This window comes from Pseudoduganella sp. jia 12 (genome assembly GCF_055502675.1).
Window position 1 is genome coordinate 1 of the sequence record NZ_JBUXKP010000016.1, and the last position, 22,244, is coordinate 22,244.

Consider the following 22,244-nt stretch of genomic DNA (forward strand, 5'->3'; position numbering starts at 1 on the left):
TGTAGTGGTCAAGTAATCCCGGACACGACGATAAGTTCTTTCTCTGCCATTTTGCGTTCGTAGACGCTGGGCGGCAGATTGCCCAATACAGAATTCAGGCGCTCGCTGTTATAAAAGCCGGCAATGTAATCAGCCACGTCAAGCTTGGCCTCTGCATGGTTCGCGTAATTGCGCTGCCAGACGCGCTCCATCTTCAGGTTCAGGAAAAATCGTTCAGCAACCGCGTTATCCCAGCAATTGCCCTTACGGCTCATGCTGCAGACGAAGCTATGTGCACTCAGCAGGGTCTGGTACTGCTCACTCGCATATTGGCTGCCGCGGTCTGAATGAACGATTAATCCCTAAACTGGCCGGCGTGCCTGGATCGCCATGCGTAAGGCATCGCAGACCAAGGTAGCCGGCATGCTCGGCGCCATCGCCCAGCCCACGACTCTGCGCGAGAATAGGTCGAGCACGATAGCCAAGTACAGCCAGCCGGCGCCAGTGCGGATATACGTGATATCGGACACATAAGCCAGATTCGGCGCTGGCGGGTTGAACTGCCTGGCAAGCACGTTCGGCGCAATCGGCAAGGCATGCTTGCTATCGGTCGTGTGCACGAACTTGCGCTTCCAGACTGGCTTCAGGCTGGCTTCTTGCATCAGCCGGCGTACCTTGTAACGCCCGATCTGCAGGCCGCTATTTGCCAGCGCCGTAACCAGGCGGCGGCTGCCGTAACTTTGACCGCTGCCCATGAACGCGGCACGCAGATGCACGCTCGCTTGGCAAAAGATCGGTGCAACGGCGCGGCGCTTGGCTTCATAAAATCCGGCCCGGCTCACGCCCAGTAGACGGCATGTTTGTGCAACAGGTACGGCCTTCGTTTGCAGCTCGTCGACGAGCCGGTAGCTCACTTGAGCTCGCGGGCAAAGAAGGCCGATGCCTTTTTTAAAACGTCTACATCGCTACGAAGCTGACGGTTTTCCTGCTCCAGCTGACGAATACGCTGCTGCTCAGCCGTCAATGGCTTGCCGATACCTGGCTGGCCATTTTGCTCGGCACCGTATTGCTCCATCCACCGACGGATCGAACTCACGCCAATGTCCATCGTCTGGCTGACGTGCGAAATGCTAAGGCCTTGTTCTGTGATCATTCGGACGACCTCCAGCTTGAAGCTGGGATCGAAATTGCGGCGCTGCCTGATCATGTAAACTCCTTCGAAGGTGAATTATCCACCTATCGAGGTGTCCGGGGACATTAGACCACTACACGACAGGCGGCTGCCGAGCCGAAGCAGACGTTCACGGCCAAGAGGACGGGTACGCTTGCATGACGCTATCGATTAATGTGTTAAATCATTTAAACAGTATGCATACCAAGGTGTACTGCCCTTAGACACATGAATCTTGAATAGCTTCAGTTGCCGGGAACACGAGGATACTTTCGCCCGTTGAGGAACACACCCATAAAGGTTGACCGTACCAGGTAGTGATAGCTTGTGAAAAGCAGAACACTGGTGATCACAAGAACCATCGAAAGCTTTATTGACCAGTGCAACGGCCAACGCAACATCCACGCCTGCAACAGCAGGACGATGGGGAAATGGACCAGGTACATCCAGTACGATGCATCTGCGAGGTAGCGCCAAAGTGCGCTCGGGGCCTGAAGGTAGCGCACAGCCAATCCAATGACAGCAAACATTCCGCACCATTGGGCGAACATGTACGCACCTGCATAGACTGCGCGCTCTACGCTGCTGAGTTCGACAATTCCGAACTTCGGCGTAATGCCGACAACATACAGGGCGACGGAGGTGCCTGCTACCGCCCCCAACGCATACAAATGCCAATCCGACGCAAGAATGCGCAAATTCTCCTGTTCGCGCTGCACAAACCACCCAACGAGAAATGCCGTGCCGTACGCAAGCAAACCAGGAAAGTTAGGCACGAGTCCCACGATCGGCGAGGGTACCCCGTTCCATTGCACCCACCACGGAGAAAGGAACATCGATACAGCGACCGGCGCACCCAGCAATACCGGCGCAATACGGAGGCTGAACGCGCAGCCGAGCAGTCGGCTGACGGTGGAGCTAAGCGTACCGCCCGTATCGAGACGTATTACCAGCGCTCGCATCGCCACCACCAGCAAGCATATGAACAGCAACAGGTAAAGGAACCACAAATGAAACCAGGGTACCGGCGGGCCGATGACGGGTGGAAAAGCAGCATTCTTCCCGGCACCTGGTATACCGAGTTGCCGCATTCCCCAGATAAAAGCGATGAAAGCAAACGGAAGGACCAGAAAATAAAAGGCAATTAGTGGCAATCCGAGGCGCCTCAACCTGTTTTTTATCAGGCCTTTTGTCCCCAAACGTTGTTGAAGAAGGCGCGCGAAGAACCCGGCAATAAGAAAGAACAACGACATCCGAAAAAGATGGATGACGAAGTAAAGGACCCCCAACCCGGCATTCGTGGAATTGTCGGAAAGCGGCCAATTGGCTTCCCGAAAACCCGGCATGTAAGACATGAGCGCGTGCAGCAGAATGCCGCCAAGGAGCGCACAGGCACGGACTGCATCTAGGGAGTGGAAGCGATCTTCGTTTATGGAATTGGTTTTCATATGGACGATCAAAAAAAATTAATAGTTTTAGCGCCTGTTACCACCCATGCATGATTTTAATCCCGTTTGCATGCCAGCTCGACGAAGCCCTTAGAGATCGAACCGATGCGGAACAGGGTGCCCTCGGTGTCCGGCGGCGACGTCGGCCATGCGGAGGTCGCCCTGCCAGTCAACTTCACCGTTCCTGAAGACGGCGCCCCCTCGAAAATGCCTGTCCCGGAGGATTCTCTTGACAGCCCGCTTCACTTCGGCAGTCGATTTGGGCACGGGTTTGTCGGGTGCGGCGGCGTCGGCGAATTGGGCGTCGACGCCCAGCGAAGTTCCTAACGCAATGATCTTCAATGTCATTTTTTCCCTCCTTGTTCAGACCAAGGCATCTTAGGATGAGCGGAACCGGCGTCATACACAACAGCGTGGGGGAATTGTCACGCTTCTGTATCGGTGCGTACGGAAACGTCGCAGCCGTCAGCATTACGGAATTCGTGCGCTAGAATCCAAAGTAAATGCACAGGGGAAGACGATGTTTGATGTGATGCTGGTCGAAGACGATCCGCGGATAGCCGAGCTGGTGGGAGAATACATCGGCAGCTACGAATTCAAGGTAGAAGTGGTTACCCGCGGCGATATCGTGCTGGAGCGCTTCCGTGCATCGCAGCCCGACATCGTCATACTCGACCTGATGCTTCCGGGACTGGACGGCATGGTGGTATGCCGCCAGCTGCGCGAAGTGAGCGATGTGCCCATTCTGATCCTCACCGCGCGCGAAGATGCCTTCGATGAAGTGTCGGGCCTCGAGCAGGGCGCCGACGATTACGTGATCAAGCCGATTCCGCCGCGCATCCTGCTGGCGCGCCTGCGTACGCTGATGCGCCGGCGGCAGCCGGGAATCAAGATCGAAAACGGAACGCTGCTGTTCGGCTCGCTGACAATATCGAAAAAGGACCGCACCGTGGCGTGGAGAAATGCGCCGGTCGCCATGACCGGCTCGGAATTCAAGCTCTTGCTGATCCTAGCCGAATCCGCCGGGGATGTGCTGTCGCGCGACGACATCCTGCGCCGCATGCGCGGCATTGAATTCGACGGACTTGACCGCAGCATCGACAATGCCATTTCCCGGCTGCGGCGCAAGTTCGACGATGCCGCCGCCGAGCGCATCAAGACGGTTCGCGGCGAAGGTTATCTCTTTAGCCCGTCGGCCTGGAAATAAGGCGCCGGCATGTTGCGCATCCTTTTTCGTATTTATTTCCTCACCGCGATCGCCTTGGTCGTGTTCGGCTACATCGTCGCTCATTCAGTGCGACAGCATTTTTCCTCCGAAATGGAACGCTATGCCCTGGACCGTGCGTCGGGTGAGATTTTCCTGCTCGGAAAATACCTTGACTCGGCACCGCCTTCGGAGTGGCTGGCCCGCTTCGATGATTACACGCGCCGGCACTTCATTCGTGTCTCCCTAATACCTATGAAAGAAGCGCAGGCGCATCTGTCGCAGGAAAAAATTGCGCGGCTGCAGCACGGCGAATGGGTCGCCAACATCTCGCCCGAGGCATATTTCGGACCGGCCCACCGTCCGCCGGCGCCGGGCGAACCTATGACAGACGACGTGATCCGCTTCGATCCGGTGGGGCCGAAGCAAGTTCCGATGATGGTGACGATCGGCTATACGTCGCTGGCCTTGCTGATGATGCTTCCAATGGCCCTCTGGGCGCGCCACCTGTGGAAGGAACTCGATTCCCTGTCGAAGACGGCGCGGTCGTTCGGCGAGGGACAGCTTGCCGCCCGAGCGGCGATCGCGAAGCGCTCGCCGGTGTATCCGCTGGCGGAATGCATAAACGACATGGCGACGCGCATCGAAAGCCTGCTGCGCACCCAGAAGGAGCTAGTCCACTCGGTGTCGCACGAGCTTCGCACGCCGATCACACGGCTCGATTTCGGTTTCGAGATGCTGCTCAAGCAGACCGGCGGCGATGGAATTTCGTCGCGTATCCGATTGATGCAGGGCGACCTGGCGCAGCTTAACGAGCTCGTCAACGAATTGCTCCAGCTTGGCCGGCTCGATCAGCCCCAGGCCCTGATGCGAAGCCCGGTCGATCTCATCGCGCTGCTTTCCGATTGCGCTTCGGCAGCCCGGCATGAACTGGGTGCCAAGCAACTCGAGCTCGATTTGCCGCGCCTGCTGGCCGCCATTGAAGCGGACGCCAGGCTGATCGACCGCGCCGTCGGCAACGTTCTGCGCAACGCCGCCAAGTATGCGGAACGGCAGGTAAGGCTAAGCGCGGTGGAAGTCGGCGACGGAATCGACATCGTGATCGATGACGACGGCCCCGGCATTCCGGCGGCCGAACGCGACAGGATTTTCGAACCGTTCTACCGCCTGGATCGAAGTCGCGATCGCACGACCGGCGGTTTCGGGCTAGGCCTGGCCATTGCGGCCAAAGCGATGACCTTGCATGGCGGCACGATCGCCGCCAGCGATTCTCCGACGGGCGGTGCGCGTTTCGTCATGCATTTTCCTGTCTGACGCCCGTCGAAATGCCCCCCTGAACGGCAGCTCTTGGCCGAAAGCCGCCTGTCGCATTGCAAAGTGTATGCGGATGTTGCTCCTGCGACAAGCGGAAGGTTTTGTCAGTCGCTCCAAGTCAGCGTGCCGGCAGCACGGTGCCTGCAGCCTCGCCGAACCCGATGCGCGGCAGCCCCGGGCGCACCGCGCGGCCGCGCAGCACGACCGTGTCGCCGTCCTCGAGGAAGGTGCGCTGTTCGCCGTTCGGCAGCGCGATCGCCGTCTTGCCGCCACCGGACAGTTCGAGCAGGGAGCCCGCGCTTTCAGGTTCCGGGCCCGATTGCGTGCCCGAGCCGAGCAGATCGCCCGGGCGCAGGCCGCAGCCGTTCACCGTGTGGTGTGCCACCATCTGCGCCACGCTCCAGTAGGAATCGCGGAAGTTCGAGCGCGATACGGATACCGGGGCCTGTCCCTCGCGGCGCATGGTGTCCGTTTGCAGCAGCACTTCCAGTTCGATGTCGAACGCTCCGGTTTCGCGCAGGGCCGGGTAATCGAGGTAGGGCAACGGTTGCGGGTCGGCGGCATCGCGCTGCCAAGGCGCGCGGTAGGGCGCCAGGGCCTCCGTCGTCACGATCCATGGCGAGATCGTCGTGGCGAAATTCTTGGCCAGGAACGGGCCCAGGGGCTGGTATTCCCAGGCCTGCAGGTCGCGCGCGGACCAGTCGTTCAGCAGGCACAGGCCGAACACGTGCGCATCGGCCGCCTCGACGGGGATCGTGTCGCCGTCGGCATTGCCGGTGCCGATGAAGATGCCCACTTCCAGCTCGTAGTCGAGGCGGCGGCTCGGGCCGACGTGCGGCGTGCTTTCGCCGCTGGCCGGGCGCGTCTGCCCTTTCGGGCGGGGGAAGCGCTGGCCGGAGACGCCGATCGACGAAGCCCGGCCATGGTAGCCGATCGGCACCCACTTGTAGTTCGGCAGCAGCGGCTCGTCGGGCCGGAACAGGCGGCCCACGCTCGTGGCGTGGTGGATCGACGTATAGAAATCGGTGTAGTCGCCGATGCGCGCCGGCACCGTGAATTCGGCCGAGGCCTGCGGCACCAGCACCTGCGGCAGCTCCGCCGCGCCGCTGCGCAGCAGCCACGAGAGGGCCAGGCGCAGCGCCGACCACGCGGCCGGTCCGGCACCCATGAAATCGTTCAGCGTATCGCGGCTCGCCAATGCCAGCGCGGCGCGCGCTTCCTCGCCAACAGTGGCCGGGTCCAGCGCGGCCAGGTCGAGCACCTGGTCGCCGATCGCCACGCCGCCGCGGAAGGGCTCGGCGGAGCCGGCGCGGCGGAACACGGCGAACGGCAGGTTCTGGATCGGGAAATCGCTGGCGGGATCGTTGGCCGAGGCCACCCAGCTGGTCAGCGACGGATCGTGTGTTTCGTTCGTTTGCATGGCGCTTCCTTATGCCTCGATTGCGTTGGCCGGGCTGGCCGGATTGAAATGCTTGCGGATGCCGGCCCAGCATTCATGGTAGTTCGACTGCAGCAGCGGCGTCGCCAGGGCGTGGGCGGTCGGGCGGATGATGTCGCGCGTCTCGAACATGAACGCCATCGTCGCATCCACCTTGTGCGGCTTGCTGGTATCGGCCGCGCTGGCCTTTTCGAACGTGGCGGCATCGGGGCCATGGCCGCTCATGCAGTTGTGCAGGCTGCCGCCGCCCGGCCTGAAACCTTCGGCTTTGGCATCGTATTCGCCGGCGATGAGGCCCATGAACTCGCTGGCCACGTTGCGGTGGAACCAGGGCGGGCGGAACGTGTTTTCGGCGGCCAGCCAGCGGGGCGGGAAGATCACGAAGTCCAGCGTGTCCACGCCGGCCGTGTCGCTCGGCGACTGCAGCACGAGGAAGATCGACGGGTCAGGGTGGTCGTAGCTGATCGAACCGATCGTATTGAAGTGCCGCAGGTCGTATTTATAAGGCGCGTAATTGCCGTGCCACGCCACGACGTCCAGCGGCGAGTGGCCGATCGATGCGCGCCACAGGTTGCCGGAAAATTTCGCCACCAGTTCGAAGTCGCCTTCGCGATCTTCGTAGGCCGCCTGCGGTGTGAGGAAATCGCGCGGATTGGCCAGGCCGTTCGATCCGATCACGCCCAGGTCGGGCAACTGCAGCAGCGCGCCGAAGTTCTCGCAGATATAGCCGCGCGCCTCGCCGTCGGGCAGCGCGACCTGGAAGCGCACGCCGCGCGGGATGACGGCGATTTCCTGCGGTTCCACATCGACGATGCCGAATTCGGTGGCGATGTGCAGACGGCCCTGCTGCGGCACGACGAGCAGTTCGCCATCGGCGTCGTAGAAGAAACGGTCCGTCATCGGCGCATTGGCGGCATACAGGTGGATCGCCACGCCGGCGTTGCCGGCCATCGTGACCCAGCCGTCGACGAAATCGGTCGGAGCGTCCGGCAGCGGCAGCGGATCCCAGCGCAGCTGGTTCGGCGGCGTGGGCACCTCGTCGAAACGGCTTGCGATGCGGCCGCTGTCGATGCGGGTGAACGGTTGATGCATGGCGGCAGGCCGGATGCGGTACAGCCAGCTGCGGCGGTTGTGCGCCCGCGGGGCGGTGAACGCCGTGCCGGACAACTGCTCGGCATACAGGCCGTAGGGGGCACGCTGTGGCGAGTTGCGGTGCGGCGGCAGGGCGCCGGGCAGCGCTTCGGTGGCGAATTCGTTGCCGAAGCCGGACAGGTAACCCGGATGCAGATCGGTCGTGTTCACGTCGTCTCCAGTGAGTGATTACGTGGCATGCACTGTAGACCATTTGCATTGTGAATGGCAAAATGAGCTTTATTTACGCGATGAATAGAGGTGCGATGGAGCTGCGCGAACTGGACCTGAACCTGCTGCTCGTCTTCCAGGAAGTGTTCCGCGAGCGGCAAATCTCGGCAGCGGCCCGCCGGCTGCGCCTGACCCAGTCCGCGGTCAGCAATGCGCTGGCCCGGCTGCGCCGCGCCACCGGCGACGAGCTGTTCGTGCGCACCGCGGCGGGCATGCAGCCCACGCCGTACGCCGAGCGCATGGCCGAGCCGGTGGCCACGGCGCTTGCCCACCTCGAACAGGCACTGGCGCCCGCCGAGTCGTTCGACCCCGCCGCCAGCCGGCGCCGCTTCAACATCGCCATGACGGACGTGGGCGAGGTGTACTTCATGCCCCGGCTGGTGGAGCTGTGCGGTACCGTGGCGCCCGGCGTCGGGATTGCGTCGGTGCGGGCGGGCGCCGCGGACCTGCGGGCCGAGATGGAAGCGGGGCGCATCGACCTCGCCATCGGCGCGTTCGACGATGCGCCCGGCGCACTGTACCAGCGGCGCCTGTTCCGGCAGGAATACGTGACGCTGCTGCGCGCCGGCCACCCGCTGGCCACCGGAACGCTGACGATGAAACGGCTGACGGAAGCCCGCCACCTCGTCGTGGCGGCGCTGGAAAGCCCGTACGACCGGATCAACACGGCGCTGCAGAAAGCCGGGATCCTCACGTCCGCCGGTTTTTCGGTGCCCCATTTCTCGGCTGCGCCGTACATCGTGAGCACGACGGACCTCGTGGTGACGGTGCCGCAAAAGCTGGCCGAGCGTGCGGCCGCGCCGTTCGGCCTCGTGTATGTAAAATCGCCGCTGCGGCTGGCGGCGCTGCAGACGAACGTGTTCTGGCACCGGCGCTACAACCAGGACGAGGGCAACCGCTGGCTGCGCACGCTGGTGGCGGAAGCATTCGGGGAATAACCGGCACGCAAACATCACAAAAGGAAAACCAATGCTCGTCAGTTTCACCATCCTGCTGCTGTTCCAGTGCCTGGGGGAGGGCATCGTCTACGTGCTGCACCTGCCCATTCCCGGCCCCGTCGCCGGCATGCTCCTGCTGTTCGCCGCGCTCGTCGTCTCGCCCGCGCTCCTCGCAAAAATCGAAGCCGATGCCAACGAACTGCTGCGCCACCTGTCGCTGCTGTTCGTGCCGGCCGGCGTGGGCATCGTGGCGGCGGCATCGTCGAGCAGCGGCCACTGGCTGGCGCTGCTGGCGGGCCTGATGGGCAGCACGCTGCTGACGCTGGCGATGACGGCCCTCGTGCTGCGTGCCCTCATGCCGAAGGACCGCGATGTTTGAGCTGGCCGAACTGCGCTCGTTCTGGGTCTATCTTTCCGCCTCGCCGCTGCTGGGGCTGACGCTGACCCTGTGCGCCTACGCGGTGGCGCAGGCCATCTATGCGCGGTGCAAGTTCTCGCCGCTCGCCAACCCGGTGGCGATCGCGATCGCGCTGGTCTGCGCGGCATTGTGGCTGTCGGGCATGTCGTATGAGCGCTATTTTGCCGGCGCCCAATTCGTGCACTTCCTGCTCGGCCCGGCCACCGTGGCGCTGGCCGTGCCGCTGGTACGGCAGCTGCCCCGGCTGCGCCGCACCTTCGTGCCGATCGCCGTCGCACTGGTGTGCGGGTCCGTCACGGCGATCGCTTCCGCCGTCTGCATCGTCGTCGCCCTCGGCGGCACGGCCGAACTCGCACGTTCGATCGGGCCGAAGTCGGCCACCACGCCGATCGCCATGGCCGTCTCCGAACGGCTGGGCGGCCTGCCGTCGCTGACCGCCGTGCTGGTGATCGGCACCGGCATCTTCGGCGCCGTCTTCGCAAGGTTCCTGTTCGGCTGGATGAGGATCCATTCGCACGAAGTACGCGGCTTTGCACTGGGCGTCGCGTCGCATGGCATCGGCACCGCAAGGGCGTTCCAGGTCAGTGCCGAGATGGGGGCGTTTGCCGGACTGGGGATGGGGTTGAACGGGGTAGTGACGGCGTTGCTGGCGCCGGGGTTGATTCCGCTGGTGCTGCGGTGGCTGGGTGCGTAGCAAAGAGCAGGAGGGCCAGCCCGACGGAGGACACCGTTTGGGCGCCGGGTCGTAATGCGGTAACCTGCCTTTTCGATGCAAAGCCATGCAGCGGTGCCCCGCGGGGCGATGAGGAGGCAACATGAAGCGGCGCGATTTCATGCGGTTCGGGAGTTTACTTCCAGCGGGACTTCTACTCCAGTCTCCACCGGCGACTGCAAATGCCGGCACCGGAAAAGCCTATCTCCATTACACGCAGCAGGAACTCGACGACGCGTAATCGGATGCGAAATGGGCGCCGAACATGCGCGAGCTGCTCGGCCGGCAGGCTGCCGCCGGTGCGCGCGTACGGGCAGCGTTTGCGCCGAAGACGGCAAGCTATGGTACTCGGCGGTCGGAGAAGCGCGATGTGTTCTCGCCGGTGGGCGCCGCGGGTGACGCAGGCGGGTCGGCGGCGATGGTATTCATCCATGGCGGGAACTGGCGGGTGGGCACCAGGGAATCGGTGTCCTACCTCGCGCCCGCGTTCGTTAAGAACGATGCAGTCTTCATCGCGCCGGAATACGACACCATTCCCGCAACCACGCTGCCCGGCATGCTGGAGCAATGCCGGCAAGCGATCCTGTGGGTGTGGCATCATGCGCGGGAATTGGCATCGATCCCGAGCGCATTTATGTCGCTGGCCGTTCGCCCGGAGGGCATCTTGCCGCCGTCATGCTGACCACCGACTGGACCCGCTTCGGCGCGCCCGCCGACTTGTTGACGGGCGGACTGGTGCTCAGCGGTCTGTGCGACCTCGAGCCCGTCGTGCTCGCGGCCTGCAACCGCCACCTGACGCTGATGGCGAACGAACGGCGCGAACTGAGCCCCGTGCATCGCCTGCTAACGGTGCGCTGTCCGGTGATCGTTGCGTGGGGCATCGCCCAAAGCCCGGAATTCAAGCGCCAGGGGATGCTGATGGCACGCGAACTGCGCGCCGCCGGGCGCCTTTGCCGGGACGTACGTCCTGGAAGGCATCAACCATTTCAAGATTCTCGACGCGATGGCTTCGGAACAGTCGCCGCTCGCGGGAGCGACACTGGCAATGATGCGTTGAGTCTTGGCAGACAAGGAGTCCGGATTCGCTGCATAAGGAGCTGATATAATTACAATTTAGAAATTTTTGATGTAATCATGAAATATCTTTCGATACTACTGGCTTGCGCGTTCCTGAGCGCATGCGGCAGCGCTCCCCGCATCCAGTCCGAGAAATTTTCCACTCCCAGGACCGTGGCACTCGTGCAGCCACCGGCAATGCGCAATATCGCGGTCATCGGCAGCCCGTACTTTCTCGATATCCATTACATGCCGCTGGCCGACTATGGTTTCATCCTGGCGGATACGAACGGCGGAAAAAGCACTCCCGGCTTGAGCGACAACATCGGCGAAGTCGCCGTCGCGGCGCACATCAACGCGGCCGGGAGCAACGTATCGGCAGGACAGATCGTGGGTGCATCGGTCGTCGGGGGAATCATCGACGGCATTGCCGCGGAAACGCAGCGCAAGGCCCAAGGGTTCCATGGACTGGTCATGGCACAACTTCCGGGCCTGGACCTGCGCAGGGAGTACAGCGAAGCCCTGCAGGCATCCCTTGCTTCCAGGGGAATCACGGTCACGCTGGTCGAAGACAGTAACAGCTCCCCTGTGCGATTCCGCTGGCTGCCCGGCGATACGAAGCTCCAGCCGGGCTACCTCACCCGCGATGACCGCGATCTCCCGACGGTCGACGCCGATCTGCTGGTCCAGTTCAGTCCGATGGCTTACTACATGGCGCCAGGACCACTCAACAACTACCGCGTACGCGTCAGTGTCGGCGTGGCTGTCTATAATGGCCGGACCAAGGAGTTTTATGGCAATAAAACCTTTGAATTCAATCCGGGTGCGTGGAAGAACGAGTATTCCACGTACTCCGCACTGGAGGGCGACATCGCACGTGCCATCCCGGCCCTGCGCGCCGGCCTGATGACGCAGGTGCAGCCCGTCGCGGATGCCATCTCCAAGACCACGCCCCGGTGAACGGAAAATGCCGTGCCGGCTCCGGTACAGCGAAACAGCGCGGTAAAGCGTTCAGCCGGCCATCGCCGACCGTCAGCCGGTAACCGTGGTTTCGCCGGGCGAAAGCCGCACATGCAAATCCCGCAGCTGTTGCTCGTCGACCACCGCAGGAGCATGCGTCAGCAGGTCGCGGAACTGCCGCGTCTTCGGAAAGGCGATCACGTCGAGGATCGACCCGGATTTCGTCATCAATGCCACCATGCGGTCCAGGCCGAATGCAAGGCCGCCATGGGGCGGGGCGCCGTACTGCAGCGCATCGAGCAGGAAGCCGAACCGCCGTTGCGCCTCCTCCGCGCCGATACCGAGGGTGCGGAAGACCCGGGACTGCAGCTCTTTGCGATGGATGCGGATCGAGCCGCCGCCCAGTTCCCAGCCGTTCAGCACCATGTCGTAGGCCTTGGCGATGCAGGCGCCCGGGTCGGTTTCCAGCATGGCTTCGTGGCCGTCCCGTGGCGCCGTGAACGGATGGTGCGTCGCGACCCAGCGTCCGTCCGCCTCGTCATAGTCGAACAGCGGAAAGTCGATGACCCACAGCGGTGCCCATGTGTCTTCGAACAGGCCGTTCGTCCTGCCGAATTCGCTGTGGCCGATTTTCAGGCGCAGGGCGCCGATCGCTTCGTTGACCGCCTTTGCCTTGCCGGCGCCGAGGAAGAGCAGGTCGCCGTCGCAAGCGCCCGTGCGTTCAAGAATCCTGGCCAGGACGTCGTCGCCCAGGTCCTCGACGATCGGTGAGTGCAGGCCGGCGCGGCCCTTGCCCCGTTCGACGACGCGGATGCAGGCAAGGTTCGTCGTGCCTCGAGTGGCCACGAACCGGGCATGGGCGCCGATCTCGGATTGCCCGATGCCCGCTCCGCCTGGAACGCGCAGAATCACCGCGCGGCCGTCCGGCAAGTTGGCGGCGGCGGAAAACATGTGCAGGCCCGCGTCTTTCATCAAGTCGGTCATTTCCGTGAATTCCAGCTTCACGCGCAGGTCCGGCTTGTCCGATCCATACCTGCGCATCGCTTCGGCGAAGTCCATGACCGGGAAAGGGTTCGGCAGGTCGATATCCAGCGTGTCCTTGAAGATCCTGCGCACCATGTCTTCGAAGAGGTCACGGATCTCCTGCTCGTCCAGGAAGGAGGTTTCGCAGTCGACCTGCGTGAACTCGGGCTGGCAATCGGCGTAGAGATCCTCGTCCCTGAAGCATTTCGCGATCTGGTAATAGCGGTCGAAGCCTGCGACCATGAGCAGCTGCTTGAACAGCTGCGGCGACTGCGGCATGGCAAAGAACTGGCCCGCATTGACCCTGGAGGGCACCAGGTATTCTCGCGCGCCTTCCTGCGTCGGCATCGCCAGGACGGGTGTTTCGATGTCGATGAATCCCAGGGCGTCCAGGTGCTTGCGTACTTCCATTGTTACCCTGTGGCGCAGGCGCAGGTTTTCCTGCATCCGCGAACGCCGCAAGTCCAGCACGCGGTTTGCCAGCCGGCTGGCTTCGCAGGGACGATCGTCGTCGAACCGGATGGGCACCGCCACGGAAGCATTCAACACTTCCAGCTCATGGCACACGACGCCGATGGTGCCTGGCTGTATGCTGCCCGCAATCGTACGAGGGGGGAGATCAGCCACGACACCCTGGACACGCACGCAGTACGCTTCGTGCACCTCTCCAGCAACGGTGAATGCCTCCGGCTCGGCGGAACTGCACACGACCACCACGATGCCTTCGCGGTCGCGCAGTTCGATGCGGATGGCGCCAGCGACATCCTCGCGACGTCGTACCCAGCCGCACAGACTGACAGTCCGGCCCACGAGCGCCTCGGTCACAAGGCCACAATAATGCGTACGCATCGGCATGATCATCGGTTTCGCTCCAGTTGACAGGACCTTGAACTGTAGCGCCCGGGGCGGCGTGACCGGAAACGTGCCGGATATACTGGCTAGACCGATGTGGATATAGTAGCGTCGGTGATGCTTTCGATGCAAAGCCATGCGTCATTGCCCCGCGGGGCGGTCGGGAGGCAACATGAAGCGGCGGGAATTCATGCGGTATGGAAGTTTCCTCTCAGCGGGACTTCTGCTCTCACCCCCGGCGGCCACGGCACGCGGCGGCAGCGAAAAAGCCTATCTCCAGTACTCGCAGCAGGAACTCGACGACGCGTATTCCGATGCGAAATGGGCGCCGAACATGCGCGAACTGCTTGGCAGGCAGGCCGCCGCCGGTGCGCGGATCCGTGCGGCGTTACCGCCGAAGACGGCGAGCTATGGCACGCAGCCGTCGGAAAAGCTCGATGTCTTCGCGCCATCGGGCGGCACGGGTGCATCGCCGGCGATGGTCTTCATCCACGGCGGCAACTGGCGGGTGGGCACGAAGGAGTCGGTGTCGTACCTCGCTCCCGGTTTCGTGAAGAACGACGCAGTCTTCATCGCGCCGGAATACGACACCATTCCCGCGACCACGCTGCCTGGCATGGTGGCGCAATGCCGGCGGGCGATCCTGTGGACGTGGCGCCATGCGCGTGACCTCGGCGTCGACCCCGACCGCATCCATGTGGGTGGCCATTCGGCCGGCGGGCACCTGGCCGCCGTGATGCTGAGCACCGACTGGACCCGCTTCGGCGCGCCGGCCGGCTTGCTGAAAGGCGGACTGCTGCTCAGCGGCTTGTGCGACCTGGAGCCTGTGGTGCTTGCGGCGGGCAACCGCCACCTGAGGCTGACGGCCGACAAGCTGCGCGAACTGAGCCCCGTGCATCGCCTGCAAACGGTGCGCTGCCCCGCGATCGTTGCATGGGGTACCGCCGAGAGCCCCGAGTTCAAACGCCAGGGAATGTTGATGGCACGGGAACTGCGTGCCGCCGGGCGACTTGCAGGGACCTATGTCCTGGACGGCATCAACCACTTTGAGATTCTCGACGCGATGGCTGCCGAACAGTCCCTGATCGCAGGAGCGACGCTGGCCCTGATCCGTTGATCCCGGCAGCGGCACCACGATGTGCGCCATCGCGAAAAACGGTTCGCGGCTCAGCGTTTCGCCCGTCTGCCGGTTGCGGCGGTTGACGATCGTGACGAAGGAGCGGGTGAACAGCTGCTGCTTTAATGCACTGAGCTACCTGGTTTTCCCGTGATCACGAGTTCGGCAGGCGGGCAAAGGCAATCGCGTCTTCCAGCCGGTCATAGTGATAAGGGCCGACGCTGAAGCGCCCGGCGCCGAAGCCGATTGCCAGGTCGCTCATCGTCGCACGCTGGGTTGCGTCCGGTTCCCACGCGGGCAGCCACCGGGGCACGAAGGATGGATCCGCCTTGTAGTCCGGCTTGCGATGCTGCGCGTCGGCATAGCGCAGCGCATCGTCCAGGCGCTCATAGCGATACTCGCGGAAATGGTAGTACTTGCCATCGAATGTGACCTCGAGCGCAGTGGCGGCTTGGGCGGGGATGGGCAGGTCGGTCATGTCGGCTCCAATGCCGCGTGGCGGCGCATGGTGAAAGGGTGAGCCTCAAGCGGAGGATGGAATTGGAAGTCCGACGGGAATCGCCAGCGAAGGCAGGACAGGAAGGAGGCCAGCAACTGGCAGCGCTCGATGAAGCGTGAATCTACTATACACGTGAATCAGCGCAGCACACAGGCAAATCGGCCGCGCTGATAGCGACCGATAATTGGCGAGCGCTTGCGCGTTTGAGCACCATTCATATTTTTTTTCGCGGAAGAGGACGTTTGGTTTTGCATAGCCAGCGTATGGATGTTTGCGCGTTACAAAAGTATCCGTATAAAAATAACTAACAGTGGCAGATTCGCAACGGCTTGCGAATAAGGCGCCTGTATCGTCGATCGAGCTTGCTATGTATTTTTGAGGAGGCGTATTCTGGCCCGAGCATTGTTGTGGCATTGCCGGCAATGCTCCCATCAATGCTTCACATGTTCGCCGGCGCCGAGCTAACGGAGGTCGTCATGGAAGTGAACGATTCACCAGAATTCAAACTGGCGTGGGCGAAGATCGTCGCGCGTACGTCCACCGACGTCGCATTCCGAAAGCGTTTGACCGAGGACCCGGTCGCCGTTTTTGCCGAGTACGGGTTCACGGGTGGCGACAAGGAGCAGCTGTCTCGCCATGTGGAAGGCAATCTGCAAGCCGCGCTGGACACGATCAACCAGCAACGGCAGCAGCAGTCTTCTCAGGATAACGGGGCAGGCAAGGTCCAGTTCACATCCGGCTGTGGCGGGGACCCAAGCTTGTGCGCCTGCCAGGGCAGCGCGACCCAGGCCTGCAATTTGCCGTGCTGGAGTGCGCAGGGTGCGCAGGGGGCGCAAGCACTGCAGTGCATACAGTGCGCCGCCGGCCCTGTGGCCACGAACTACTGTGGCTGCATGTGCCAGGCCTGCAACGGAACTTGCTGGACCTACGCCCAGCCAATGCAATCGACCCAACTCTCCGGCAGCGCAATGACAGGCGCGATGGCTGCCGCATGCGGCGCCGGCGGTGCCGACATGCGCTTCAACTGCTGGGGCACCGCGGCTTGCATCGGCTCTGCCGGCAGCTATTGCGGCACTGCCGGTACGGTCGGCACCGGCGGCACCTTCGGCTGCGGCGGCGACTTTCAGTCGACCCAGCTGTCCGGCAACATGATGGGCCGCAGCGCGGCAGGCCTGGCCAGCGGACCGGGGATGGGCGCCGACATGCGCTTTAACTGCTGGGGCAGCGCGGCCTGCATCGGCTCTGCCGGCAGCTATTGCGGTACCGCCGGCACGATCGGCACCGGCGGCACTTTCGGCTGCGGCGGCGACCTTCAGTCGACCCAGCTGTCCGGCAACATGATGGGGCGCAGCGCGGCAGGCCTGGCCAGCGGACCGGGGATGGGCGCCGACATGCGCTTCAACTGCTGGGGCAGCGCGGCCTGCATCGGATCGGCCGGCAGCTATTGCGGCACCGCCGGCACGATCGGCACCGGCGGTACCTTCGGCTGCGGCGGCGACCTTCAGTCGACCCAGCTGTCCGGCAACATGATGGGCCGCAGCGCGGCAGGCATGGCCAGCGGACCGGGAACGGGTGCCGACATGCGCTTCAACTGCTGGGGCAGCGCGGCCTGCATCGGCTCGGCCGGCAGCTATTGCGGCACCGCCGGCACGATCGGCACCGGCGGCACCTTCGGCTGCGGCGGCGACCTTCAATCGACCCAGCTGTCCGGCAACATGATGGGCCGCAGCGCGGCAGGCCTGGCCAGCGGACCGGGGACCGGCGCCGACATGCGCTTCAACTGCGTCGGGTCGATCGGTACCGCCGGCTGCGTGGGCAGTTGGTGCGGCACGGCAGGCAGTGCCGCCACGGTGGGCACCTTCGGCAGCGCCATCACGCAAGGGCCGGACGGTGCCACCGGGGCCATGGCCGGGGGCTACGGTGGCCAGAACGCGATGGCCGGCTGCCTCGGCTCGGGCGGCAACCTGCAGTCGACGCAACTGTCCGGCGCCATCGGCGGCATCGGTGGCATCGGTGGTACCGCGGGGACGGGCGCCGACATGCGCTTCAACTGCGTCGGGTCGATCGGTACCGCCGGCTGCGTGGGCAGTTGGTGCGGCACGGCAGGCAGTGCCGCCACGGTGGGCACCTTCGGCAGCGCCATCGCGCAAGGGCCGAACAGTGCCGGGGCCATGGCCGGGAGCTACGGTGGCCAGAACGCGATGGCCGGCTGCCTCGGCTCGGGCGGCAACCTGCAGTCGACGCGGCTGTCCGGCGGCACCGCGGGGACCGGCGCCGACATGCGCTTCAACTGCGTCGGGTCGATCGGTACCGCCGGTTGCGTGGGCAGTTGGTGCGGCACGGCAGGCAGTGCCGCCACGGTGGGCACCTTCGGCAGCGCCATCACGCAAGGGCCGGACGGTGCCACCGGGACCATGGCCGGGGGCTACGGTGGCCAGAGCGCGATGGCCGGCTGCCTCGGCTCGGGCGGCAACCTGCAATCGACGCGACTGTCGGGCGGCATCGGTGGCACCGCGGGCACGGGCGGCGACATGCGCTTCAACTGCGTCGGGTCGATCGGTACCGCCGGCTGCCTGGGCAGTTACTGCGGCACGGCAGGCAGTGCCGCCACGGTGGGCACCTTTGGCAGTGCCATGCAGGGGTAGGACCGTGCCGGCGCGGCGGTGGCTGGTTCCGGGAGCGCCGCCGGCCGGTGCCGGGTTTCGCTGTTGAGCATTCCCGGCTGCATTGGTGGCGTCGGCACGCTTCGGCCCGATGCGCACCTGTTGGAGCAGGGCCCCAATGGCCGCGCGCATCCTCGCATCCTGTGCGATGCGCGCTTGCCGCATTGCTGTACGCATCTGAAAGGCAGATATGTTCAGACCGAGATTGAAAGAGCGATATCACGTCGAACAGGTGAGGGGCGATGGCGTCTTCCTGCTCTCCGAACGGGACACGCATGTGCTGGAAGGGCAGCCGCTCGAACACCTGATCCCCTTGCTCGACGGCCGCCACACCGTTGACGAGATCGTCATGGCCTGCAGCGCATACGTGCCGCCGCAGACAGTGCATGAGGCCCTGAACATGCTGCACCGCGCCGGCCACCTGGCCAATTCCGACATGGCGCTGCACCCGCCATACGAGGCTTACTGGTCGGAGCTCGGTGTCGATGGCGCATTTGCGCTGGCGGTACTGGCCAACACGCACGTGCGTCTGGAAAGTGTCGGCTCGGTCGATCCCGGTGGACTGGCACAGGCGCTGCGTGCGCTGGGCATGCAGGTCGATCCTGCCGGTGCGGTCTGCGTCGCGCTCGTGGAAGATTATCTGCATCCCCGTCTCGCGCAGCTCAACGCGGAGTGCCTGGCCCGTCACATGCCGCTGCTGCTGGTCAAGCCCGTCGGTGTACGCCTCTGGATCGGACCACTGATCCAGGCCGGCCGGACCGCATGCTGGCAATGCCTCGCAAGCCGCCTGCGCGGCAACCGGGAGGTCGAAGCCTACGTCGAGCGCAGGACCGGTCAGCCTGGTCCCCTGCCGCTGGTGCGGGCACGCACGGCCCTGGGCGAGCTCCAGGCGCACGCGATGGTCGCCACGCAACTGGCGCGCTGGATCGTCACCGGCAGCAATCCGGAGCTGGAGTCCCGCGTACTGGTTGCCGACCTGATGTCCTTCTCCTTCGAGTTCCACCAGGTCGTCCGGCGACCGCAGTGCATTGCCTGCGGCAACCCCACCCTGGCGAGCGCAGCGGGGCAGCCAATGTCGATTGTCGACCGTGGCGCCACGGTGTCGAACCAGGGCGGGCTGCGCCTCGAACCGCCGGAAACCGTGTTTGCCAGGCTGTCTCACCACATCAGTCCATTTACAGGGGTCGTGACCGCCGTCACGCCTGCTTTTTGGCATGGCGCGGGCCCCATCCGAAGCTACATGGCCGGGCACAACTTCGCGCTGAAGAGCGACCAGCTCTGGTTCCTGAAAGATGGCCTGCGGACCAGCAGTTCCGGCAAGGGCCGCACCGACGCGCAGGCACGTACAAGTGCCTTGTGCGAAGCGCTGGAACGCTATTCAGGCGTCTACCGCGGAGAGGAACCGCGCCGCCGGGCCTCGCTCGCCACCTTGGGCGCCGAGGGCGTCGACCCACGCAACTGCATGCTGTTCTCGGAGCGCCAGTATCAGGAGCGCGAGGCCTGGCTTGCCCGTGGGGGACGCTTCCAGGTGGTGCCGCAAGCCTTCGACGCGAACGCCGTCATCGAATGGACACCGCTCTGGTCGCTGACCGGGCAGTGCCAGAAATTCCTGCCTACCAGCTACCTGTATTACAACTACCCTGCGCCCCCGCATCAATTCTATTGTTGGGCCGATTCGAATGGCTGCGCCGCCGGTTCGTCAATCGAAGACGCAATGCTGCAAGGCTTGCTGGAACTGATCGAACGCGACGCCGTCGCCATCTGGTGGTACAACCGCCTGCGGTGTCCCGCCGTCGATCTGGCGGCATTCGACGACGGCTTCATTACGCAAATGCGCGAGTTCTATCAGCAGCACGAGCGCGAGTTTTGGGTCCTCGACATAACGTCCGACTTCGGCGTACCCTGCTTCGTGGCACTGAGCCGCCGTACCCGCGGCCCGACCGAGGACATCATGATGGGTTTTGGCGCCCACCTGGACGCGGGCATCGCACTGAACCGGGCGCTCACCGAGTTGAACCAGTTCATTCCTGCCCTGCTCAACCTGAACCCGGACGGCAGCACCATGTACATGATGGGCGACCGCGACGCGCTGGACTGGTGGCGCACGGCGACGGTGGCGAATCAACCCTATCTGCCAGGCGATGACAGCCAGGCACCTTGTGGCCCGGATACCTATGGCCCGCCGGCCAGCACATCGGTTGCTGCATTGCTGACCTCCCTCATCGGGCAATTGCAGGCGGCCGGCCATGAAGTGCTCGTACTCGACCAGACCCGGCCTGACATCGGTCTTCCTGTCGTCAAGATGGTGGTGCCTGGCTTGCGTCACTTCTGGGCACGCTTCGCGCCCGGACGCCTGTTCGACGTCCCGGTCAAACAAGGCAGGCTTGCCCAAGCGACCGCGGAAGCGGACCTCAACCCGACGCCCATGTTCCTATGAAACGCAAATCGACGGCGCGGGCACCGGCCGATGCCACGCAAATGCCCAGCGATGTCCCGCAGCAGCCGGCTCCGCCCGGCGATACGGAGGAACCGGCACCGGCACCGGCACCGGCACCGGCACCGGCACCGGCACCGGCACCGGCACCGGCACCGGCACCGGCACCGGCACCGGCAGCGATCGTCTCGACGACGCCCGCCGGCATCGCCATTCGCCTGGCTTTGCCCAAGTCGATACCGGGCTTCGAACACCTCCACGCACTGGTGCCTGCCGGTGCCGAGGCGCTCTGGCTGGCCCTCCAGGACGGACCGGTCAGCCTGCGCCAGTTCGAAACGGGCGCCTGTACGTCCGTCTCCGGCGATACCGCGCGTCCCGTGGACATCGCGGCCGCCTTCCTGCTGCTGGCCAGGCTATGGGCCTGGCAGGCGATCGCCATTGGCTCTTCCGCAGTCGCGCCCGCGCTCGAGATACGACCAGCCGCCCAGAACGACACCTTGAACCTGGGGGTGGGCAATCTGCAAGGCACTTGGCGCGCCACGCGGTTCGCCTCGCTGCGCCACGAACGCGACGCCACCGGCCAGGCCGACATCTTCATCGAAAACCCGCGCACGACCATCACGACCCACCTGGCCGGCGAACATGCGCCTCGCCTGGCGGCGCTGTTCGCCCAACTGCTGACTGCGCGCGACACGGCAGACCTGTATGCGGCCGAGGACGGTTCGCATGACGGTGCGGGTATGACCGCCGAGTTCCTGTATCTGCTGGCCGTCGCCGGCGTGATCGAGCCGACGGACGAGCAGGGACGGCTGCGCGAAGACGTCGATGCGGTCCAGCGGCAGTGGGAATATCACGATCTGCTGTTTCACTTCCGCAGCAGGCAAGGGCGCCACAGCCATCCCATGGGCGCGGGATTCCGCTTCAAGGGTGTGCTCGAGCCACAGCCCGCGACAAAGCCGAATCCGTGGCGCGATCGCGCGATCCCCCTGATTCGCCCCGATCTCAACCTGCTCGCCGCCCGCGACCTGCCTTTCGGCATGGTGCTGGAAGGGCGACGTTCGCTGCGCTCGCATGACAGCCTGCGGCACATCAGCGCGCTGCAAATCGGCGAGTTCCTGTATCGTGCAGCGCGCGTGCGCGGGCGCCAGCAAACCGAGATTGGCGAACTGACCTCGCGCCCCTACCCCAGCGGCGGCGCCAGCTACGAGCTCGAAATTTATCTGTGCGTGAACCAGGCTGCCGGCCTTGCGCGCGGCTTTTACTATTACGATCCGGCGGCCCATGCCTTGTGCCTTGTGCGCGCCCCCGACGACGAGATGGAAGCGCTGCTCGACGACGCCTTCATTTCGGCCGCGCGCAGTTGCAGGCCGCAGGTGCTGATCACCCTTGCCAGCCGTTTCCAGCGTGTGGGCTGGAAGTACGAGGGCATGGCCTACGCGGTACAGTTGAAAAATGTCGGCGTGCTGTACCAGACTTTTTATCTTGTGGCCACCGCCATGAACCTGGCCGGCTGCGCGCTCGGGCTGGGCAATGCAGCGCGCTTCGCCAGACTCGCCGACACCGACTACCTGGTGGAATCATCGGTCGGCGAGTTCATGCTCGGTGTCCCCGGCTAGCGGGCGAGTGGCGTGCGCCGCCAAGGATCGACGCGGCACG

General features: G+C 64.1%; 18 protein-coding genes and 1 pseudogene. 12 read left to right on the forward strand and 7 right to left on the reverse strand.

Annotation, left to right across the window (positions count from 1 at the left end; genetic code table 11):
- Positions 1-8: 8 nt before the first annotated feature.
- From ACY65G_RS27290 to ACY65G_RS27300, 3 genes and pseudogenes are all read right to left on the reverse strand, one after another.
- Positions 9-1,186: pseudogene (locus ACY65G_RS27290) on the reverse strand (IS3 family transposase).
- Positions 1,187-1,395: 209 nt separating this feature from the next.
- Entirely contained in the window at positions 1,396-2,598 is a 1,203-nt protein-coding gene (locus ACY65G_RS27295) for an acyltransferase family protein (RefSeq protein WP_465000422.1), read from the reverse strand.
- A gap of 90 nt (positions 2,599-2,688) precedes the next feature.
- A complete protein-coding gene (locus tag ACY65G_RS27300) occupies positions 2,689-2,946 on the reverse strand; it encodes a hypothetical protein (RefSeq protein ID WP_464977524.1) in 258 nt (85 codons plus the stop codon).
- 172 nt (positions 2,947-3,118) lie between these two features.
- Here ACY65G_RS27300 and ACY65G_RS27305 point away from each other — a divergent pair, with 172 nt between their 5' ends.
- Both ACY65G_RS27305 and ACY65G_RS27310 read left to right on the forward strand, forming a co-directional pair.
- Positions 3,119-3,805, forward strand: coding sequence for a response regulator (locus ACY65G_RS27305; protein WP_465000423.1), 687 nt, complete (start codon positions 3,119-3,121; stop codon positions 3,803-3,805).
- 9 nt (positions 3,806-3,814) lie between these two features.
- A complete protein-coding gene (locus tag ACY65G_RS27310; RefSeq protein WP_465000424.1) occupies positions 3,815-5,116 on the forward strand; it encodes an ATP-binding protein in 1,302 nt (433 codons plus the stop codon).
- 118 nt (positions 5,117-5,234) lie between these two features.
- On the opposite strand, the gene fahA is transcribed toward ACY65G_RS27310, so the two are convergent.
- Complete coding sequence (fahA, locus tag ACY65G_RS27315; RefSeq protein ID WP_465000425.1) at positions 5,235-6,536, reverse strand: fumarylacetoacetase; 1,302 nt, start codon at positions 6,534-6,536, stop codon at positions 5,235-5,237.
- Positions 6,537-6,545: 9 nt separating this feature from the next.
- Positions 6,546-7,856: a homogentisate 1,2-dioxygenase gene (hmgA, locus tag ACY65G_RS27320; RefSeq protein ID WP_465000426.1), complete on the reverse strand. Its 1,311-nt coding sequence runs from the start codon at positions 7,854-7,856 to the stop codon at positions 6,546-6,548.
- Positions 7,857-7,918: 62 nt separating this feature from the next.
- On the opposite strand from hmgA, the gene ACY65G_RS27325 reads away from it, so the two are divergent.
- The 6 genes from ACY65G_RS27325 to ACY65G_RS27350 all read left to right on the forward strand — a co-directional run bounded on the left by ACY65G_RS27325 (position 7,919) and on the right by ACY65G_RS27350 (position 12,000).
- Positions 7,919-8,854, forward strand: a complete 936-nt coding sequence (locus tag ACY65G_RS27325; RefSeq protein WP_465000427.1) for a LysR family transcriptional regulator — start codon at positions 7,919-7,921, stop codon at positions 8,852-8,854.
- 31 nt (positions 8,855-8,885) lie between these two features.
- Positions 8,886-9,233, forward strand: a complete 348-nt coding sequence (locus ACY65G_RS27330; RefSeq protein WP_465000428.1) for a CidA/LrgA family protein — start codon at positions 8,886-8,888, stop codon at positions 9,231-9,233.
- Complete coding sequence (locus ACY65G_RS27335; protein WP_465000429.1) at positions 9,226-9,966, forward strand: LrgB family protein; 741 nt, start codon at positions 9,226-9,228, stop codon at positions 9,964-9,966. Before ACY65G_RS27330 ends, ACY65G_RS27335 begins: the two co-directional genes overlap by 8 nt.
- A 283-nt stretch (positions 9,967-10,249) precedes the next feature.
- The gene (locus ACY65G_RS27340) at positions 10,250-10,666 is read left to right on the forward strand and encodes an alpha/beta hydrolase (RefSeq protein ID WP_465000430.1); all 417 of its coding nucleotides are present in this window, start codon (positions 10,250-10,252) and stop codon (positions 10,664-10,666) included.
- The gene (locus ACY65G_RS27345; protein WP_465000431.1) at positions 10,660-11,085 is read left to right on the forward strand and encodes a hypothetical protein; all 426 of its coding nucleotides are present in this window, start codon (positions 10,660-10,662) and stop codon (positions 11,083-11,085) included. The genes ACY65G_RS27340 and ACY65G_RS27345 overlap by 7 nt, the downstream gene beginning before the upstream one ends.
- Positions 11,086-11,118: 33 nt before the next feature.
- Positions 11,119-12,000, forward strand: a complete 882-nt coding sequence (locus tag ACY65G_RS27350) for a hypothetical protein (protein ID WP_465000432.1) — start codon at positions 11,119-11,121, stop codon at positions 11,998-12,000.
- A 72-nt stretch (positions 12,001-12,072) separates the two neighbouring features.
- Here the strand turns inward: ACY65G_RS27350 and aspS are convergent, their stop codons facing one another.
- Positions 12,073-13,878 (reverse strand): aspartate--tRNA ligase, encoded by a 1,806-nt coding sequence (gene aspS, locus ACY65G_RS27355; RefSeq protein WP_465000514.1) that lies wholly within the window; start codon positions 13,876-13,878, stop codon positions 12,073-12,075.
- Positions 13,879-14,047: 169 nt separating this feature from the next.
- Here aspS and ACY65G_RS27360 point away from each other — a divergent pair, with 169 nt between their 5' ends.
- On the forward strand, positions 14,048-14,992 hold the full coding sequence (locus tag ACY65G_RS27360) for an alpha/beta hydrolase (protein WP_465000433.1): 945 nt from the start codon (positions 14,048-14,050) through the stop codon (positions 14,990-14,992).
- 154 nt (positions 14,993-15,146) lie between these two features.
- On the opposite strand, the gene ACY65G_RS27365 is transcribed toward ACY65G_RS27360, so the two are convergent.
- On the reverse strand, positions 15,147-15,470 hold the full coding sequence (locus ACY65G_RS27365; RefSeq protein ID WP_465000434.1) for a hypothetical protein: 324 nt from the start codon (positions 15,468-15,470) through the stop codon (positions 15,147-15,149).
- Between the two features lie 959 nt (positions 15,471-16,429).
- Between ACY65G_RS27365 and ACY65G_RS27370 the strand changes: the two genes are divergently transcribed.
- The 3 genes from ACY65G_RS27370 to ACY65G_RS27380 all read left to right on the forward strand — a co-directional run bounded on the left by ACY65G_RS27370 (position 16,430) and on the right by ACY65G_RS27380 (position 22,204).
- Positions 16,430-18,136, forward strand: a complete 1,707-nt coding sequence (locus ACY65G_RS27370) for a hypothetical protein (RefSeq protein WP_465000435.1) — start codon at positions 16,430-16,432, stop codon at positions 18,134-18,136.
- 208 nt (positions 18,137-18,344) lie between these two features.
- Positions 18,345-20,591 (forward strand): TOMM precursor leader peptide-binding protein, encoded by a 2,247-nt coding sequence (locus ACY65G_RS27375; RefSeq protein WP_465000436.1) that lies wholly within the window; start codon positions 18,345-18,347, stop codon positions 20,589-20,591.
- Complete coding sequence (locus ACY65G_RS27380) at positions 20,588-22,204, forward strand: SagB/ThcOx family dehydrogenase (RefSeq protein WP_465000437.1); 1,617 nt, start codon at positions 20,588-20,590, stop codon at positions 22,202-22,204. Before ACY65G_RS27375 ends, ACY65G_RS27380 begins: the two co-directional genes overlap by 4 nt.
- Positions 22,205-22,244: the final 40 nt, after the last annotated feature.

What these genes read in the sequence shown, in the direction of transcription:
- ACY65G_RS27310 (WP_465000424.1), top strand. Translation starts at nt 3,815, where the DNA reads ATGTTGCGCATCCTTTTTCGTATTTATTTCCTCACCGCGATCGCCTTG.
- ACY65G_RS27305 (WP_465000423.1), top strand. Translation starts at nt 3,119, where the DNA reads ATGTTTGATGTGATGCTGGTCGAAGACGATCCGCGGATAGCCGAGCTG.
- ACY65G_RS27370 (WP_465000435.1), top strand. Translation starts at nt 16,430, where the DNA reads ATGCAATCGACCCAACTCTCCGGCAGCGCAATGACAGGCGCGATGGCT.
- ACY65G_RS27365 (WP_465000434.1), bottom strand. Translation starts at nt 15,470, where the DNA reads ATGACCGACCTGCCCATCCCCGCCCAAGCCGCCACTGCGCTCGAGGTC.
- ACY65G_RS27375 (WP_465000436.1), top strand. Translation starts at nt 18,345, where the DNA reads ATGTTCAGACCGAGATTGAAAGAGCGATATCACGTCGAACAGGTGAGG.
- fahA (WP_465000425.1), bottom strand. Translation starts at nt 6,536, where the DNA reads ATGCAAACGAACGAAACACACGATCCGTCGCTGACCAGCTGGGTGGCC.
- ACY65G_RS27325 (WP_465000427.1), top strand. Translation starts at nt 7,919, where the DNA reads ATGAGCTTTATTTACGCGATGAATAGAGGTGCGATGGAGCTGCGCGAA.
- ACY65G_RS27345 (WP_465000431.1), top strand. Translation starts at nt 10,660, where the DNA reads ATGCTGACCACCGACTGGACCCGCTTCGGCGCGCCCGCCGACTTGTTG.
- ACY65G_RS27330 (WP_465000428.1), top strand. Translation starts at nt 8,886, where the DNA reads ATGCTCGTCAGTTTCACCATCCTGCTGCTGTTCCAGTGCCTGGGGGAG.
- aspS (WP_465000514.1), bottom strand. Translation starts at nt 13,878, where the DNA reads ATGCCGATGCGTACGCATTATTGTGGCCTTGTGACCGAGGCGCTCGTG.
- ACY65G_RS27360 (WP_465000433.1), top strand. Translation starts at nt 14,048, where the DNA reads ATGAAGCGGCGGGAATTCATGCGGTATGGAAGTTTCCTCTCAGCGGGA.
- ACY65G_RS27335 (WP_465000429.1), top strand. Translation starts at nt 9,226, where the DNA reads ATGTTTGAGCTGGCCGAACTGCGCTCGTTCTGGGTCTATCTTTCCGCC.
- ACY65G_RS27295 (WP_465000422.1), bottom strand. Translation starts at nt 2,598, where the DNA reads ATGAAAACCAATTCCATAAACGAAGATCGCTTCCACTCCCTAGATGCA.
- ACY65G_RS27300 (WP_464977524.1), bottom strand. Translation starts at nt 2,946, where the DNA reads ATGACATTGAAGATCATTGCGTTAGGAACTTCGCTGGGCGTCGACGCC.
- ACY65G_RS27340 (WP_465000430.1), top strand. Translation starts at nt 10,250, where the DNA reads ATGCGCGAGCTGCTCGGCCGGCAGGCTGCCGCCGGTGCGCGCGTACGG.
- ACY65G_RS27350 (WP_465000432.1), top strand. Translation starts at nt 11,119, where the DNA reads ATGAAATATCTTTCGATACTACTGGCTTGCGCGTTCCTGAGCGCATGC.
- ACY65G_RS27380 (WP_465000437.1), top strand. Translation starts at nt 20,588, where the DNA reads ATGAAACGCAAATCGACGGCGCGGGCACCGGCCGATGCCACGCAAATG.